Origin of the sequence: Cryobacterium cryoconiti (assembly GCF_004403065.1) — a bacterium.
GTDB lineage: Bacteria > Actinomycetota > Actinomycetes > Actinomycetales > Microbacteriaceae > Cryobacterium > Cryobacterium cryoconiti.
Map to the genome: position 1 here is coordinate 104,745 of NZ_SOHA01000034.1, position 16,083 is coordinate 120,827.

General features: G+C 68.5%; 18 protein-coding genes and 1 tRNA gene. 6 read left to right on the plus strand and 13 right to left on the minus strand.

Annotated features, from left to right (window positions below):
- Window positions 1–2 precede the first annotated feature (2 nt).
- The 9 genes from E3T49_RS11105 to E3T49_RS11140 form a co-directional block, all read right to left on the minus strand.
- Window positions 3–530, minus strand: a complete 528-nt coding sequence (locus E3T49_RS11105) for a pilus assembly protein TadG-related protein (RefSeq protein ID WP_241972773.1) — start codon at window positions 528–530, stop codon at window positions 3–5.
- Window positions 527–1,069: a hypothetical protein gene (locus tag E3T49_RS11110; RefSeq protein WP_241972774.1), complete on the minus strand. Its 543-nt coding sequence runs from the start codon at window positions 1,067–1,069 to the stop codon at window positions 527–529. The genes E3T49_RS11105 and E3T49_RS11110 overlap by 4 nt, the downstream gene beginning before the upstream one ends.
- Window positions 1,044–1,454: a TadE/TadG family type IV pilus assembly protein gene (locus tag E3T49_RS11115; protein WP_134424972.1), complete on the minus strand. Its 411-nt coding sequence runs from the start codon at window positions 1,452–1,454 to the stop codon at window positions 1,044–1,046. Before E3T49_RS11115 ends, E3T49_RS11110 begins: the two co-directional genes overlap by 26 nt.
- 6 nt (window positions 1,455–1,460) lie before the next feature.
- Entirely contained in the window at window positions 1,461–1,637 is a 177-nt protein-coding gene (locus E3T49_RS16190; RefSeq protein WP_166785528.1) for a hypothetical protein, read from the minus strand.
- A 70-nt stretch (window positions 1,638–1,707) separates the two neighbouring features.
- The gene (locus tag E3T49_RS11120) at window positions 1,708–2,655 is read right to left on the minus strand and encodes a type II secretion system F family protein (protein WP_241972775.1); all 948 of its coding nucleotides are present in this window, start codon (window positions 2,653–2,655) and stop codon (window positions 1,708–1,710) included.
- On the minus strand, window positions 2,643–3,500 hold the full coding sequence (locus tag E3T49_RS11125) for a type II secretion system F family protein (protein WP_134424973.1): 858 nt from the start codon (window positions 3,498–3,500) through the stop codon (window positions 2,643–2,645). The genes E3T49_RS11120 and E3T49_RS11125 overlap by 13 nt, the downstream gene beginning before the upstream one ends.
- Window positions 3,497–4,729, minus strand: coding sequence for a TadA family conjugal transfer-associated ATPase (locus E3T49_RS11130; protein WP_134424974.1), 1,233 nt, complete (start codon window positions 4,727–4,729; stop codon window positions 3,497–3,499). Before E3T49_RS11130 ends, E3T49_RS11125 begins: the two co-directional genes overlap by 4 nt.
- Window positions 4,730–5,016: 287 nt before the next feature.
- Window positions 5,017–5,823, minus strand: coding sequence for a 3-hydroxybutyrate dehydrogenase (locus tag E3T49_RS11135; protein ID WP_134424975.1), 807 nt, complete (start codon window positions 5,821–5,823; stop codon window positions 5,017–5,019).
- 52 nt (window positions 5,824–5,875) lie between these two features.
- Entirely contained in the window at window positions 5,876–7,273 is a 1,398-nt protein-coding gene (locus tag E3T49_RS11140) for an MFS transporter (protein WP_134424976.1), read from the minus strand.
- A 146-nt stretch (window positions 7,274–7,419) separates the two neighbouring features.
- Here E3T49_RS11140 and E3T49_RS11145 point away from each other — a divergent pair, with 146 nt between their 5' ends.
- The 4 genes from E3T49_RS11145 (at window position 7,420) to E3T49_RS11160 (ending at window position 10,032) form a co-directional block, all read left to right on the plus strand.
- Window positions 7,420–8,349, plus strand: coding sequence for a LysR family transcriptional regulator (locus E3T49_RS11145; protein WP_134424977.1), 930 nt, complete (start codon window positions 7,420–7,422; stop codon window positions 8,347–8,349).
- Window positions 8,350–8,402: 53 nt separating this feature from the next.
- Window positions 8,403–8,484, plus strand: a tRNA-Leu gene (locus E3T49_RS11150).
- A gap of 1 nt (window position 8,485) precedes the next feature.
- Entirely contained in the window at window positions 8,486–9,157 is a 672-nt protein-coding gene (locus E3T49_RS11155) for a DedA family protein (RefSeq protein WP_241972776.1), read from the plus strand.
- 101 nt (window positions 9,158–9,258) lie between these two features.
- On the plus strand, window positions 9,259–10,032 hold the full coding sequence (locus E3T49_RS11160) for a DedA family protein (protein ID WP_420898544.1): 774 nt from the start codon (window positions 9,259–9,261) through the stop codon (window positions 10,030–10,032).
- Here the strand turns inward: E3T49_RS11160 and E3T49_RS11165 are convergent.
- The 4 genes from E3T49_RS11165 to murI form a co-directional block, all read right to left on the minus strand.
- Window positions 10,029–10,940 (minus strand): cation diffusion facilitator family transporter, encoded by a 912-nt coding sequence (locus tag E3T49_RS11165; protein ID WP_134424978.1) that lies wholly within the window; start codon window positions 10,938–10,940, stop codon window positions 10,029–10,031. The genes E3T49_RS11160 and E3T49_RS11165 overlap by 4 nt on opposite strands.
- 92 nt (window positions 10,941–11,032) lie before the next feature.
- On the minus strand, window positions 11,033–11,623 hold the full coding sequence (rdgB, locus tag E3T49_RS11170) for an RdgB/HAM1 family non-canonical purine NTP pyrophosphatase (RefSeq protein WP_134424979.1): 591 nt from the start codon (window positions 11,621–11,623) through the stop codon (window positions 11,033–11,035).
- Window positions 11,624–11,627: 4 nt separating this feature from the next.
- A complete protein-coding gene (gene rph / locus E3T49_RS11175; RefSeq protein WP_134424980.1) occupies window positions 11,628–12,362 on the minus strand; it encodes a ribonuclease PH in 735 nt (244 codons plus the stop codon).
- Window positions 12,359–13,222 carry a glutamate racemase gene (gene murI, locus E3T49_RS11180; protein ID WP_134424981.1) on the minus strand — a complete coding sequence of 288 codons (864 nt, stop codon included), beginning with the start codon at window positions 13,220–13,222 and terminating at the stop codon, window positions 12,359–12,361. Before murI ends, rph begins: the two co-directional genes overlap by 4 nt.
- 243 nt (window positions 13,223–13,465) lie before the next feature.
- On the opposite strand from murI, the gene E3T49_RS11185 reads away from it, so the two are divergent.
- Both E3T49_RS11185 and E3T49_RS11190 read left to right on the plus strand, forming a co-directional pair.
- Window positions 13,466–14,698, plus strand: coding sequence for a beta-ketoacyl-[acyl-carrier-protein] synthase family protein (locus E3T49_RS11185; RefSeq protein WP_198414247.1), 1,233 nt, complete (start codon window positions 13,466–13,468; stop codon window positions 14,696–14,698).
- Between the two features lie 58 nt (window positions 14,699–14,756).
- Window positions 14,757–16,082, plus strand: a complete 1,326-nt coding sequence (locus E3T49_RS11190; RefSeq protein WP_134424983.1) for a nicotinate phosphoribosyltransferase — start codon at window positions 14,757–14,759, stop codon at window positions 16,080–16,082.
- Window position 16,083 lies beyond the last annotated feature (1 nt).

The window sequence follows — 16,083 nt, forward strand, 5'->3', positions numbered from 1 at the left end:
CGTCACGCTAACGCTAGCGGAACACCGACCGCGCCACCGCCGTGACCTCGAGCGGCACCCCCTCCGGCAGCAGGATGCTCAGCACCGGCGGGCGCCAGTAGGCGGTCAGCGAGACCGTGGCGCTCTGCCCGTCCACGGATGCCGCGCCGCTCACCCTCAGCTCCTCCATCCGGCCGTGCGGGGCGGCGGCGAGATACTCCGTGGCCGGCCCACACCTCCGCCGACGACAGGGCCGGCCGCAGCACACCGCCCGAACCGTCGCCGGCGACGGTCACCTCGCCCAGGTTGAATGCTTCGGCCCCGGCGAGCGCCGCACCGTCCGCGAGGGTCAGCAGGCGTTTGCGCTCCAGATAGAGGGACGTCGCCGCCACGACGATGAGGATCAGCACCATAGCCAGGAAGCCGTAGAAAATGGTCAGGATGAGCGTCGAACCGTCGTCGCCGCCGGCCCGGATCGGCAGCCGGCCCGGCATACGCGCGGCCCGTGCTCCGGTGGGCGCAACCGGAGAGCCCACGCCGGCGCCGCTCATCCGGCCCGCCAGAACCGGGACACCGTCTGTGTGGCCTGGGCCTCCAGGGGCACGCTGGCCGAGTCGCGGAGCGAGAGCAGGTCGGGCAGCAGCGGCAAGGCCACCCGGATGCGCACCGTCACCGTGACCGTGTTCTGCCGCGTCAGGCATCCGTTCACACCGCCCGTGCAGGCCACGTTCACCTCGGCGCCGACCGGGTCGATGCCGTAGTCCAGGAGCCCGAACTGCACGGCCCGTTCGGCCCTCGCCGCGGCCGTGGCCTCGTCGGGCGCCTGCACGTAGACGCGGGCGGCCTGGCGAGCGGCCCCCTCCACGGCGAGGGCGCCGCCCTGCAGCGCCGCCATCGCCAGCACCAGGTAGACGAGCGGCACCAGCAGGATCAGCCCGGCCGTGATGAACTCCAGCGACGCCGAACCCCGCTCGGTGTCGGCCGCCGCCGACGGTCCCCACCGGCCGGCGCCGCTCCGAAGAACGGTGCGACCGCCCGGAGCGCACCGACGAGCCGCGCTCCCGCTAATCCAGGGTCTCGACCGCCGCATGCCCCACCACCTCGAGCCCGCGATCCACGCCGAACAGTGCGAGCAGCGGCAGGGGCGCCACGACGCGCACCTGCACGCTCGGGAACCCGCCGTAGTCCCCGAATGTCGCCTCCACATCGGTCGCATAGGCCGGGCCGATCGTCGCCGTGATCAGCTCGCGGGTTCGGGCCGCTCCCTCGCCCAGCCCGCTGTCGGCGAGCGCGGCATGCCGCGCGCCCTCCGCGGCGGCGTCGAGCACGGTGTTGCGCACGAGCAGGGCGATCCCGAGCTGCAGGACGGCAAGCGTCAGCACGGTCAGCAGCGCCCCGACCATCACGAACTCGGCCGCCGCCGAGCCCTCGTCACCACCGGGCGATCGTGTCCGGTGCCCCCGTGTGCCGACCATGCCCGGTCAGATCCCGCTGACCCGGTCGATCGCCTGTTGGAACACACCGCTCAGGGCGGGTCCGGCGAGCCCCCAGATGATGATGACCAGGCCGGCGGTCATCAGGGTGATCAGCACCCAACCCGGCACGTCACCGCGCTCGTCGCCCGACCAGTCCTGGAATCGCCGTCTCAATGTCGTCATGATTGCTCCTCATTCTTTTCGTGGGTTCGGGGCGGGTTCGACTTTCATGGGGTTCTCGTCGGCAATCGGGTCAGAAACCGCTCTGCAGGATGAACAGGCCGGGGAAGATCGCGAACAGAATCGTCATCGGCAGTATCAGGAACACCAGCGGCACGAGCATGGCCACCTCCTTCTTGCCGGCCACCTCGATCAACCCCCTCCTGGCCTCGTCCCGGGCGTCCTGCGCCTGGGCGCGCAGCACCTCAGCGAGCGGGGTTCCGCGGTCGAGGGCACCGGTGACCTGGTCGACCAGCCGCGTCACCGAGGGCAATGCGATCTGCCGCGACAGTTCATGCAGGGCGACCGCGAGCGGCACTCCGGTGCGCACATCCGCCACCACGCCCGCCAACTCCTTCGCCAACTCGCCCATGCTCGTGCGAGAGACGCGGCCGAGGGCGTCCAGAATGCCCTCCCCCGCCGACAACGACAGCGTCATGAACTCGAGCACGGTCGGAAACTCGCTCTGCATGCGGGCCAGTCGCGCGGTGGCAGCGCGGCTGAGCATCCAGTCGCGGGTCAGTGCGCCGCCCGCCCCGGCGACCACGGGCAGGAAGACCTGCACGGGCAGCGGCAGCGACCGGAACGTCGGCAGAGCCACGATCGCCCCGGCACCGGCGGCAAGACCCACGAGAGCCCAGACCACCTGCTCCGACCGGAATTCATCGGTGCTGCGGTCCGACCCCGACTGCCGCAGTCTCCGCTCGATCGACTCCGACCCGCCGAGAACCGCGCCGAACGCGCGTTTCAGGGCACCGAACACGGGGGCGAACAGGGTGCCGAGCACCGGCAACGGATGCACCGTCGTGCGCCCCACGAACAGCCGCGCCTCCGCCGACACGTCCTGGATGTACGGCGCGAGCCTTTGCGCGAGGCGGGGGCGGCTCAGCCGAGGCACGAGGCTGGCGAGCGACCAGAGACCGACGCCGAGTGCCGTGCCCAAGAACAGCGCCCAGGCCTGCGCGGCACTCACCGGAACCACCGGCGTTCCTCGGGCAGCCGCCCCAGAGCCACCATCACCCGGTAGGCGACCACGGAGACCCCCAGGCCGCCGACGATCACGACCACCCCGGCGGAGGTGTTGTATGCCACGGCTGCCTCCGGCCGGGAGGCCAGGAGCAACAGCACGATCCAGGGCGCGGCCACGCCCAGCCGGGCCGCGTTGACGATCCAGGATTGCCGGGCTTCCACCTCCGACCGGATCGCGGCATCCTGACGGATCCAGGCCGCCAGGCTGCGCAGCACGGCGGTGAGATCGCTGCCGCCCACCTCCCTCGCCATGCGCAGCGTTTCGAGGATGCGGTCGGCGACGGGATCGGCCAGCGACGCCTTGAGCCCGTCGACAGCGGAGCTGAAGTTGCCGGTGGCCTGATAATCCCGGGCGAACTCGGCGAACGCGGGCCGCGTCGACAGCGGACCGGCCCCGGCCAGGCTGCCCACGCTGTCGGGCAGCGCCAGTCCCGACCGCACCGCCGAGACCAGGTGGTCGACGACGTCGGGCCAGACGGCGCGGTTCGCCCGCCGCCTGGCGCGCGCCCGCCAGACCACCATCAGTGCGGGCAGCGCCAGGCCGGCCAGCGCCGCGACCAGCGACAGCGCCGCGATACCGAGAAGGGCGTGGCTGAGCGCCGACGCGGCGAGCGCCAGAACCAGGGACAGGGCGACGAAGGCCGGCAGCGGCAGGTTTCCGAGCCCGGCCTGGGCCAGGACCGTGCGCCACCGCCCCGGGGTACGCATGCGGGCGGGCCCGGTCTGGCGCGGCCACAGGAACGGTGCGGCGAGCAGCAACAGGCCAGCGCCGAGCAGTCCCCCCAGGGCGAGCGTCATGCGGCCCCCGCCCGCAGCACGATGGCCGGGTCGAGTCCGGCGGCGTGGAATTTGGCCAGCTTCGTCGGGTAGCCCCCGGTGGGCTCGAGCACGCCGTTCCGCGCCAGGAAGATCGGGCTGGCCTCGATCAACGCGCCCGACAGCTGACCGCTCGGTGCGAGGATCTCCGTCACCCGGCGCCGCCCGTGCCGGTCGATCTCGCAGTGCACGACGATGTCGATACAGCCGGCCACGGTCGGCAGAACGAAAGACGAGTCGATGTTGCGGCCGGCGAGCAGGGGCAGCGTGGACAGTTTGCCGAGCGCATCACGCGCACTGTTCGCATGGATCGAGCACATGCCCGGCAGCCCGCTGTTCAGGGCGATGAGCAGGTCGAGACTCTCGGCCTCGCGCACCTCGCCGACGATCAGCCGGTCGGGGCGCATCCGCAGCGACTCCTTGATCAGGCGGCGCAGGGTGATCTCCCCGGTGCCCTCGAGGCTGGGCTGACGGCACTGCATCGCCACGACATCGCGCGCGGCGAGGTCGAGCTCGAAGGTCTCCTCCACCGTCACGATGCGCTCAGTCGTGCGCGTGGCCGAGAGCAGGGCGTTGAGCATGGTGGTCTTGCCGGTCTGCGTGGCCCCCGAGACCAGGATGTTCTGCCCGGCCAGCACACACATCCGCAGAAACTCGGACGACTGCTGCGTGAGCGATCCGAGCCCGACCAGCTGGTTCAGGTCACGGATGCGCCGGGTGAACTTGCGGATGTTCACCGCCCAGTGCCGGCGGGTGATGTCGGGAATGACCACGTGCAGCCTCGACCCGTCGGGCAGAGAGGCGTCGACGAACGGGGACGAGAGGTCGACGCGGCGGCCGGATGCCTGCAGCATCCGTTCGACCAGGTCGCGCACCTCCCGCTCGGTGAGCACCATCGTGGTCAGCTCGGGCACTCCGTCGCGGGCGATGAATACGCGGGTAGGGGCGTTGATCCAGATCTCCTCGATGCCGGGATCGTCGAGGAACGGTTGCAGCGCCCCGAACCCCGTCAGCGAGGCCACGACCTCGCGGGCCGCCTGGCGCTCGTCGGCGATCAGCGGCAAGGAGTTGCCGAGCGCCCGCTCGGCGTAGCGCTGCACCTCGTCGCGCACGTACTGCTCGGTGAGCCCGTTGCTCGAGGAGAGGTCGACGCCGTCACGGCGCACCCGGGTGCGAACCTGCTCGGTGATGATGCGTACGGCTTCGCTCATTCCTGCATACTCGCCCATGCCCCGCCGGCCACGCCCGACTTATCCACAGCCTGCCGACGTTTCCCGCCCGACGCCGTTCCCACCCGCCGCGACGCCCGAGCCTCTCCTCGCGCCAACACCGTGGGCATAACTCCTGCAAAATCTTCAGGGCCGGCCGGATACACCCGGAATTCCGGGCCGCGGCAGCGCCGCCGCACAGCATTTGCAGGAGTTATGCACGGAGGCACGTCCTGAGGGCGAGCAGCGCAGGCAGGGCAGGCAGCGCAGGCAGCGGAGCAGCGCCCGGCTCAGCGGGCCGACCAGCCGCCGTCCATCGTGTAGCTGGCGCCGGTGACCATGGCAGCCTCGGTCCCGGCCAGCCAGGCGACGAGCGACCCGACCTCATCCGGTTCGACCAGGCGTTTGATGGCGCTCTCGGTCAGCATGATCTTGCTGAGCACCTCCGATTCGGGGATGCCGTGCACCAGCGCCTGGTCGGCGATCTGCTTCTCCACCAGGGGCGTTCGAACATACCCGGGGCTGACACAGTTACTGGTCACCCCGTGCTCCCCGCCCTCCAGTGCGGTGACCTTCGACAGCCCCTCGAGGCCGTGCTTGGCGGCGACATAGGCGCTCTTGAACGGCGATGCCCGGATACCGTGCACCGAGGTGACGTTGATCACGCGCCCGAAGCCGGAGGCGTACATGTGCGGCAGCACCGCCCGGGTCAACAGGAACGGTGCCTCCAGCATCAGGGCGAGGATGAGCCGGAAGTCGGCCGGGGCGAAGTCCTGGATCGGGTTGATCCGTTGGATGCCCGCGTTATTGACGAGGATGTCCACCCCCGCACAGGCCTTCTGCAGCACCTCGTCGGTCAGCGCGAGCGGGTTCGCCAGGTCGACTATCCAGCTGGAGCCGCCGACCTCATCGGCGAGTTCGTCCGCTGACGAGCGGTGGATGTCCGCGACGATGACGTGGGCGCCACGGGCCGCGAGCGAACGCACGACGGCGGCCCCGATGCCGCTCCCACCCCCGGTGACCAGGGCGGTTCGGCCGGAGAGCGGCCGGGGCCGCTCCCATCCTGCGATGGAAGCGGCCACGGATGCATCAGTCATTACGGTTTCCTTTGTGTGTCATGCCCGAGGGAGTGAAGCCGGCGCGCGGCACTCAGCGAACGGGCGTAGCCGGCGCCAGGCCGTGCTTGCGCGCATCGACGGCGTCGACCTCACGCAGCGAGATCCCCCTGGTTTCCTTGAGCGTGAGCACAGCCACGACGGTGATCGCACAGGCGCCTGCGAGGTACAGCGCGACCGGCACCCAGGAGTTGTATTCCTTGAGCAGGGCGACGGCGATGATGGGCGCCATTGAGCCGGCCAGGATCGACGTCACCTGGTAGCCCAGGGAGACGCCGGAGTAGCGCATCCGGGTGGGGAACAGCTCGGCCATGATCGCGGGCTGACCCGCATACATCAGCGCGTGGAAGCACAGGCCGAGGGTGATGGCCAGGATGATCAGCACGGGGTTCTGCGTGTCGAACAGCGGGAAGGCGAACAGCGCCCAGGTCGCGCCGAGGATCGCTCCGGCCAGGTACACGGGCCTGCGTCCGAAACGGTCGGAGAGCCGGCCGACCTGCGGGATCACGAGGAAGTGCACGACGTGGGCCAGCAGCAGTGCGAACAGGAGCTGGCTGGTGTCATACGCGTGCACCGTGACCAGATAGACGATCGAGAAGCTCACGATGATGTAGTACAGGATATTCTCGGCGAACCGCAGGCCCATGGCGCTGAGGATCCCGCGCGGGTACTTGCGGATGACTTCCGTGACCCCGTAGCTGATGGCCTGTTCGGCCTCGACCTGGGCGCGAGCCTCAAGGAAGATCGGTGCTTCGTTGACGTGCGTGCGGATGTAGTAGCCGATGACCACGATCACGGCGGACAGCCAGAACGCGACGCGCCAGCCCCAACTCATGAACTGCTCGGCCGGCAGGATCCAGGACATGGTCAGCAGAACGAGGGTGGCGAGCAGGTTGCCGACCGGAACGGCGGCCTGGGGCCAGCTCGACCAGAACCCACGGGACTTGTCGGGGCTGTGCTCGGCGACGAGCAGCACGGCGCCGCCCCACTCACCGCCCACGGCGAAACCCTGGATGAAACGAAGCCCGATCAGCAGCGCCGGCGCCCAGTAGCCGATGGTGTCGAAGCCGGGCAGGCACCCCATCAGGAAGGTGGCCACGCCGACGAGAATGATTGTGACCTGGAGGGTGTGCTTGCGGCCCAGGCGGTCGCCGATCTGGCCGAACACGATGCCGCCCAACGGTCGGGCGAGGAAACCGACCGCGTAGGTCAGGAAGGCGGCGAGGATGCCGTCCAGCTCGCTGCCGGCGTTGGGGAAGAACACCGTCCCGAACACCAGGCTCGCGGCCGTGGCGTAGAGGAAGAATTCGTACCACTCGACGACCGTTCCCACCATGGAGGCGGCAACAATCTTCTTCAGGCCGGACTTCTCGTTACCGCTGTTCGAGGTGGTTCCTCCGGAACCGGCCTCGACGCGCGAATTGACGCTCATGTCTGTCTCCTTCGGTGTCGTCTCTGACACGTCGTGGTGGATGGCGGATGGACCTTGACGGCCCAGCACGGCTCCCCCGAGTATTCCCGCCAGTCAGTTCTGCATCAATAACCACTTTGACACATGCAGTGTGCATACTTGCAGATATGAGCTTCGAGTCTGCCTCCGCGTCCCTGCCCAACCCGGACGACCTGCTCATCCTCCTCGCCGTCGCCCGCACCGGCCGGTTCACCACGGCCGCCGACAGCCTGGGCGTGAATCACACCACCGTGTCCCGCCGCATCACCGCCCTGGAGAAGGCGCTCGACGGGCGTGTGCTCTCCCGCACGATCGGCGGCTGGGAGCTGACCGAGCTGGGCAAACGTGCCTTCAACGCCGCCGAGAACGTCGAATCCGCGATCGCCATTCTGAACGGACCGACGGGCGAGCCGCATCAGCTGTCCGGCGTCGTTCGCATGTCCGCGACGGATGGCTTCAGCGCCTACATCGCCGCCCCCGCCATCGCGGGCCTGCAGCGCACGCATCCGTCCCTCCGCGTCGAGATCGTGACGGTGACCCGCCGGGCCCTGCAGCACCGCTCGGGTCTGGATATCGAGGTGGTGGTGGGCGAGCCTCAGACTCACCGGGCCGAATCGTTCCGGCTGGGCTACTACCTGCTGGGCATGTACGCCTCGCGCGACTACCTCGCCGAGCACGGCACACCAACGACCGTGGCCGAGCTGACGCAGCATCCGCTGGTCTATTTCGTCGACGCGATGCTGCTGGTCGATGATCTGGATGCGCCCAGGCGCCTCGTTCCGTCGATGCAGGCTTCGATCAGCTCGACCAACGTGTTCGTGCACGTCGAAGCCACCCGGGCCGGAGCGGGAATCGGATTCCTGCCCTGCTTCATGGGCGATCAGCATCCGGACCTGGTGCGTCTGTTGCCGGAGCAGTTCCAGGAACGTTTGCAGTACTGGATGGTTCTCCGGCAGGAGTCCCTGCACCAACCTGCGGTCGCGGCCGTCGTCACGGCCCTCCGGGCGCAGACGTCCGCGTTCACGGCGGCGCTGCTCGGGGCCGCGTCCTCCGACTGACCTGCGTACTCCCGAGCAGGGCAGGCTCACGAAGTAGACTGGGGGCGCACTTCGCGGGAGTGGTGAAATTGGCAGACACGCAGGATTTAGGTTCCTGTGCTTTCGAGCGTGGGGGTTCAAGTCCCCTCTCCCGCACATGAGAAATATGTCGGCCCTGGACGGCCAACTGAGCGACCTGCTGGCCAACACCGGCGTCGTGGTCTTCTACCTGCTTGTCTGGGCGCTGGTCTTCGCCGGAACGGCGGTGTTCCTCGGGGTGTTCATTCCGTTCATCACGGGCGATTCGCTGCTCTTCGGCTCCGGTCTGGTGGCCGCGTCGACCCCGAATCTGAGTATCGCCGTTTTGGCCGTCGGCACCGGTATCGCCGCATTCCTGGGCGACCAGGTCGGATTCCTGCTCGGCCGCCACTACGGTCGCTCCTACCTGGACCGCCATGGCGGGCGCCGCACACGGGCGGCCATCGCCAAGACGGAGACTTTTTATCACAAATACGGCTGGTGGTCGGTGGTCGTGGCCCGGTTCATGCCCTGGGGCCGGGTGTTCGTGCCGGTCATCGCGGGCGTCGGCCGCATGAACTACTACAAGTTCCTGACCAGCAATCTGGTCGGAGCCCTGGCCTGGGGTGTGGGCCTCACCCTGACCGGGTACTACGCGGCCGCCATCCCGGGAGTGAAGAGCGCCGCCTATGTGATCGCCGGTGTCTTCATCACCGCCTCGATCGTGTTCGGCGTGCGCACCTGGATCGCCGACCGTGCTCAGAACCGCCGGGATGCCCGGGGCGCCGTCCTCGACGACCCCGCGGCCTGATCGCGCACGGCTTCCTGACGGCAAAGCGGGCTAGCCTGTACCTGAGCACACAGTGATCCCGCCGCCCGGCCGATCTGACCGTCGCCCACAGGAGTTTCTTCGTGATCCACACCAGCCTGGTTCCTACTGCCGTCATCCCCTGGCTCGACCCGGAAGTCCTGATCAACGGCTTCGGACCCTGGGCCCTCCTGGGTGTGTGCGCCATCGTTTTCGCCGAGACCGGCCTGCTGGTCGGCTTCCTGCTCCCCGGCGACACGCTGCTGGTGATCACCGGCCTGCTCACCTTCGCGGGAGTGATCCAGATCGACATCTGGTGGGTGGCCCTCGCCATCGGCTTCGCGGCGTTCCTCGGCGGTGAAGTCGGCTACCTGATCGGGCACAGGTTCGGGCCCAAGGTGTTCGAACGCAAGGAATCGGGGCTCTTCAGCATCAAGAACGTGGAACGCACCAACGCGTTCTTCGTGCGGTTCGGCGGCGTCGCCGTGATCGTCGCGCGCTTCGTGCCGATCGTGCGCACCTTCGCCCCGGTCGCCGCGGGAGTCGGTCACATGGACTACCGCAAGTACTCGCTGTACAACCTGATCGGGGCACTGCTCTGGGGTGCCGGACTCACCTATTTCGGATTCTTCCTCGGCTATATCCCGCCCGTCGCGGACTTCGTGCAGAACTACATCGACATCATCCTGATCGGTGCGGTCGTCATCACCCTCATCCCCACCGTCATCCACTATCTGCAGGCCGCGTCCAAGGCCCGTCGGGATGCGACCACCGCATCCTCCGCGACGCCGGCCACCGCCACGGGTAGCCTCGTGCTCGATTCCGACGCCTTCGAGCAGACCCACGACCACAAACACGACGAGCACAAGCACGACTAACGGTGCGGGTTCTCCTCGTGCTCGGCGTGTTCGGCCGGTTCGAGCTGAAACGTGGAGTGGTCTACGTCGAAGTGCTCGGCCAGGCAGCCGGACAGGGCGTCGAGCAGCGCACCGGATCCTCCTGAACTGAGCACGGCCGGCTCGACCACGATGTGGGCGCTGAAGACGTGGGCGCCGGAGGTGATCATCCAGACGTGCACATCGTGCACCGCCACCACGCCCGGAGTGTCCAGCAGGTGCCGCCGGATCTCAGCGACATCCGTGTCGGCGGGCACCGATTCGCTCAGCACGCGCATCACATCCCGCAGCAGCACGAAGGCGCGCGGCGCGATCATGCCGGCGATGACCAGCGACGCGATCGCATCCGCCTGCATGAAACCGGTGAGCAGGATGACCCCGGCCGCCACGATGACTGCCACCGATCCCAGGGTGTCCCCCAGCACCTCGAGGTAGGCACCGCGCATGTTGATCGACGACCCTGCCGCGGGCCGCAGCAGGAGCAGCGCCGCCACGTTGGCCAGAAGGCCGACCACGGCGACGACCAGCATGGGCGTTGCCCGCACCTCGGTGCCGCCGGCGTCGACAAGGCGCCTGACGGCGCCGATCACGACGGCCACGGCCACCGCCAGCAGGATGAGGCCGTTCAGCAGTGCGCCGAATACCTCGGCCCGCTGGTAGCCGAAGGTCTGTCGGTCTGTGGCGGGCCGGGCGGCGACGACGGTGGCCGTGAGTGCGATGACCAGGCCCGCGAGGTCGGAGAACATGTGCCCGGCGTCCGCCAGCAGGGCCAGCGATCCGGTGAGCCAGGCCCCGACGATCTGTACCACGAGCACCACGGCGACGATGGCGATCGCCGCCGACAGGCGCGCGCGGTTCGTCTTTGAGGTGTGCGCGTGGTCGTGGCCCATGCCTCCACGGTATGGCCGTGGGCACCCGACCGCCAGTTCAGCCGCCAGTTGGGAATGAATGCCGTTCTCACCAAGCCGGGCGGATGCGCCGGTCAGGCGTCCAGCAGCGTCTCCAGCACCGGAATCAGCTTGCCGAAGGCCCTCGCCCGGTGGCTGTGCTCATTCTTCACGTTCGGGGTCAGCTCGGCCGCCGAGATCGCGTAGCCGTCGGGCAGGAAGATCGGGTCATAGCCGAAGCCTCCGTCGCCGCTGGGCTCGGTCAGGATTTGGCCTGGCCATTCCCCGGTGACGTGCCATTCGGTGCCGTCGGGCATGGCGAGGGCGGCAACGCAGGTGAAGTGCCCGCCACGGTGCTCCGCGGACACGTCGCCCAGCTGCCAGAGCAGCAGCTGCAGGTTCTGGTCGGAGTCCCGGGCGGGCCCGGCCCAGCGGGCGGAAAAGATTCCGGGTGAACCGCCGAGCACGTCCACGCAGATGCCGGAGTCATCGGCGATGGCCGGCAGGCCGGTGTGCGCCGCAGCGGCCCGGGCCTTGATCAGCGCGTTCTCAGCGAACGTGACGCCGTCCTCGACCGGCTCCGGGCCGTCGTACGCCAGCACCTCGAGATCGGGCAACCGCGGCGCGAGAATGCGGCGCAGCTCCTGCACCTTGTGCTGATTGTGGGTGGCGAGAACGACCTGCATGGCTCTAGCGCCCCAGCGACGTGTTCTGGAACTCGGTCAGGGAAATCGTCCCGGCCAGGGCCAGGTCGAGCAGCGAGTTGAGTTCCGTGCGGTCGAACGGCGCGGCCTCGGCCGTGCCCTGCACCTCCACGAAGAGTCCGCGGCCGGTGACGACCACGTTCATGTCGGTTTCGGCGCGTGAGTCCTCCGTGTAAGCCAGGTCGAGCATGGGCTTGCCGCCTACGATGCCCACGGAGATGGCCGCGACGCTGTCGGTCAGCGGCTGGGCCTTCTGGCTGAGGAACTTCTTCTCCCGGCCCCACTCCAGGGCGTCGGCGAGGGCGACGTAGGCGCCCGTGATCGCCGCGGTGCGGGTTCCGCCGTCGGCCTGCAGCACATCGCAGTCGATCACGATGGTGTTCTCGCCGAGGGCCTTCATGTCGACCACGGCGCGCAGGCTGCGACCGACCAGCCGGCTGATCTCGTGGGTGCGTCCGCCGATGCGGCCCTTGACCGATTCGCGGTCCATCCGGGAGTTGGTCGAGCGCGGCAGCATGGAGTACTCGGCCGTGACCCAGCCCTTGCCCTTGCCGGCCATCCAGCGCGGCACACCGTTGGTGAACGAGGCCGTGCAGAGTACCTTGGTGCGTCCGAACGAGATCAGGGCCGACCCCTCGGCCTGGTCACTCCACCCGCGCTCGATCGTGACGGGGCGCAGCTGGTCGTTCGTTCGTCCGTCTACGCGCACGGTGTCGGTCACGGGGTCTCCTTGAGGTTGGGATGCGATGCGGCGAACTCGGCAAGCTCGCTCAAGTTGTAGGACCCGGTCTCTACCAGGTCGACGCGGCCGATTTCCGGGCCGATCAGTCGGTGGGCCAGGTGCAGAAAATCGTCGGCGCTGTCGCCGGTCGCCTCGTAGCGGTAGCTGGGCGGCGCCTTCTCAGTGCGTTCCAGACCCTGACTGACCAGCAGCCGGTACACGTCGTTGGCCGTCTCGGTATCGCTGGAGACGAGAGTCACGGTATCCCCCATCACATAGGAGATGGCACCGCGCAGGAACGGATAGTGCGTGCAGCCGAGCACGAGCGTGTCGACCTCCGCTGCGCGCAGCGGGGCGAGGTAGCCCTCGGCAACCGAGAGTAGTTCGTCGCCCGTGGTGATTCCCGCTTCGACGAACTCGACGAACCGCGGGCAGGCCTGGGTCAGCAGCGTGATGTCGGTGGCCGCGGCGAATGCGTCCTCATAGGCGCGCGACTTGACGGTACCGAGGGTCCCGATCACGCCGACGCGCTTGTTGCGGGTGGTGCGCACGGCGCTCCGCACGGCGGGCTGGATGACCTCGACCACAGGAACGCTGTAGCGTTCACGGGCATCGCGGAGCATCGCGGCCGACGCGGTGTTACAGGCGATGACCAGCATTTTCACGTCCTGGGCGACCAGGTCGTCGAGCACGTCAAGGGCGAAGCCACGCACATCCGCGATCTTCTTCGGGCCATACGGAGAATGCGCGGTATCTCCGATATAGAGGATCGATTCGTTGGGCAGCTGATCCTTGATCGCCCGGGCGACAGTCAGGCCGCCCACTCCGGAATCGAAGATTCCAATCGGTGCATCCGTCACGACGTTCGAGCTTAGTCGGAATCCCTGACCCCCACCCGTGTACGTCGGAGGTGGCACCGGCACAAGACGCGTTCGACCCCCGAACAGGGAGATTGAAGGCATATTCTCAGGCTCCGCTTCGGGGCTCCAGCACGTTCCCATCGGGGAATATGGCCGTAACTACACTCGGAATATGGCCACCGCCAACCGACGGATGCCGCACCGAAGTTTTCGTCACATGCGTCGTTTGAGGAGATGATCACCGTGAATGATCGAGTCGTAATCACCGGTTTGGGCGCTCTGACCCCCCTGGGCAACAATTGGCGCGATACGTGGTCTGGTCTCACCAGCGGCCGCAGCGGCGTCGCGCGGATCACCCACTTCGACCCCACCGGCCTGCCGACGCAGATCGCAGCTGAAGTGAAGAACTTCGTTCCGGCCGAGCGGATGACCGTGAAGCAGGTCAAGCGCGCGTCCCGGTCCTCCCAGCTCGCCATCGCCGCCGCCCGCGAGGCAGTGGCGGATGCCGGCTTCGGCACCTCCATGGAAGGCATCGACACGGCGGTCGTCGTCAATAGCGCCGTCAGCGGGTTCGCGGAGATCCAGGAGGCCACCGAGCTGGTCAACTCCGGCGACTCCCGCCGTATCCCGCCGCGCTTCGTGCCCTCCGCCCTGCTGAACATGGCTGCCTGCGAGGTTGCCATCGACCTCGGCATCCATGGGCCGGTCAACGCGAGCGCCCTGGCCTGCGCCAGCGGCGCGTACGCCCTCCTCGAAGCGCGAACCATGCTCATGATGGGCGACGCGGACGTCGTGATCGCCGGCGGCGTGGAGGCCGCGATCACACCCGTCATGTTCGCCGGCCTGAACGCCATGCACGCGGCGTCCACGAACAACGACTCCCCGGCGGAGGCCAGCCGCCCCTTCGATGCCGACCGCAACGGCCTCGTCTTCGGCGAGGGTGCGGTCGTCTTCGTGATGGAGCTCCTCTCCCACGCCCGAGCCCGCGGCGCCCAGATCTACGCCGAGGTGCTGGGCGGCGCCCTGACCAGCGACGGCCACAGCATCGTCGCGCCCGAACCCACCGGCAAGTTCGCGAGCCTGGCCATGACCCGCGCCCTGATCAAGTCGAAACTCAACCCGAGCGACATCGACATGATCTGCGCCCACGGCACGTCCACCCAGGCCAACGACCGGGCGGAGACCTCGGCGATCCGCCAGGCACTCGGGCACGCCGCCGACTCCATCGCCGTCACCGCCCCCAAGTCGATGACCGGCCACATGATCGGCGCCGCCGGCGCCCTCTCCGGACTGCTCTGCGCCCTGTCGGTCCGCACCGGCATCATCCCGCCCACCATCAACTACACGACCCCCGATCCGGACTGCACCCTCGACTACGTGCCGAAGGTCGCCCGGGAGAAGCCGGTGAAGTTCGCCCTGGCCAACGCCTTCGGCTTCGGCGGCCAGAACTGCATCGTCGCCTTCGGGGCACTGTAGGCCCGGTGCCTCGGCCCAGGCACGAATGCGCACCGACCAGGCCGGATAGGCTTCGACGGTGACCGAATCTTCAGCATTCCGCACCGACCGGTACGAACTCACCATGGTGGACGCCGCGATCCAGAGCGGAACCGCGGGCCGGGAGTGCCAGTTCGAGGCCTTCGCCCGCCGCCTGCCCTCCGGGCGTCGTTATGGCATCGTGGCCGGCACCGGGCGCCTGCTCGAACTGATCCGCGCCTTCCGGTTCACGGACGCCGAACTCACCTGGCTCCGGGACAACAACGTGGTCCGAGAGCCCACCCTCGACTGGCTCGCCGATTACGCGTTCCGAGGCACCATCTGGGGCTACCAGGAGGGCGAGGCATACTTCCCCGGCTCCCCCCTGTTCACGGTCGACGGCACCTTCGCCGAGTGCGTGATTCTCGAGACACTCATTCTCAGTGTTCTCAACTACGACAGCTCCGTCGCCAGTGCGGCCGCACGGATGGTGTCGGTCAGCCTGGGCCGCCCGCTCGCCGAAATGGGTTCGCGCCGCACGGGCGAGTACTCCGGGGTCGCCGCCGCCCGCGCCGCCTACATCGCCGGGTTCGCCTCCACCAGCAACCTCGAGGCCGGCCGCAGCTGGGGTGTCCCGACTATGGGCACGGCCGCGCACTCCTTCACCCTCCTTCACGACAGCGAGGAAGATGCCTTCCGCGCCCAGGTCGCCGCCTTCGGTCCGTCGACCACCCTCCTCGTCGACACCTTCGACGTCGTGAAGGGCATCGACCTGGCCGTCACGGTGGCCGGCCCCGACCTCGGCTCGATCCGGATCGACTCCGGAGACCTGCCCACAATGGTCGCCGAAGCCCGCGCCCAGCTCGACTCCCTCGGCGCTGTCAACACTCACATCACGGTCACCAGCGACCTTGACGAGTTCTCCATCGCCGCGCTGTCCGCCTCGCCTGTGGACGCCTTCGGCGTTGGCACCTCGGTCGTGACCGGGTCAGGCTCACCCGCCGCGGGCATGGTCTACAAACTGGTCGCCCACCGCGATGATGCCGGGGAGTGGGTGTCGGTCGCCAAGACCTCGGCTGCGAAGGTCTCGGTCGGCGGCCGCAAGCGATCCGTGCGCCGTCTCGACGCCGCGGGGATCGCCCGCGCGGAGGTCATCCTGATCGGCGAGGATCCCGCCGATGCCGCCCTGCCGGTTGAGGCCGAGGGCAGGGACCGGGTGCTGCTCGTGCCACTGATCACCGACGGCGTGATCGACGAGCGCTACCTCGGAGCCGCCGGCACGTCCCTCGCCCGCGCGCACCATGCATCCGTCATGCAGGAACTGCCGATCGAGGCGTTCCGTCTCGGCCGCGGCGATCCCGTGATTCCGACCCTGTACCGGCCGTGAT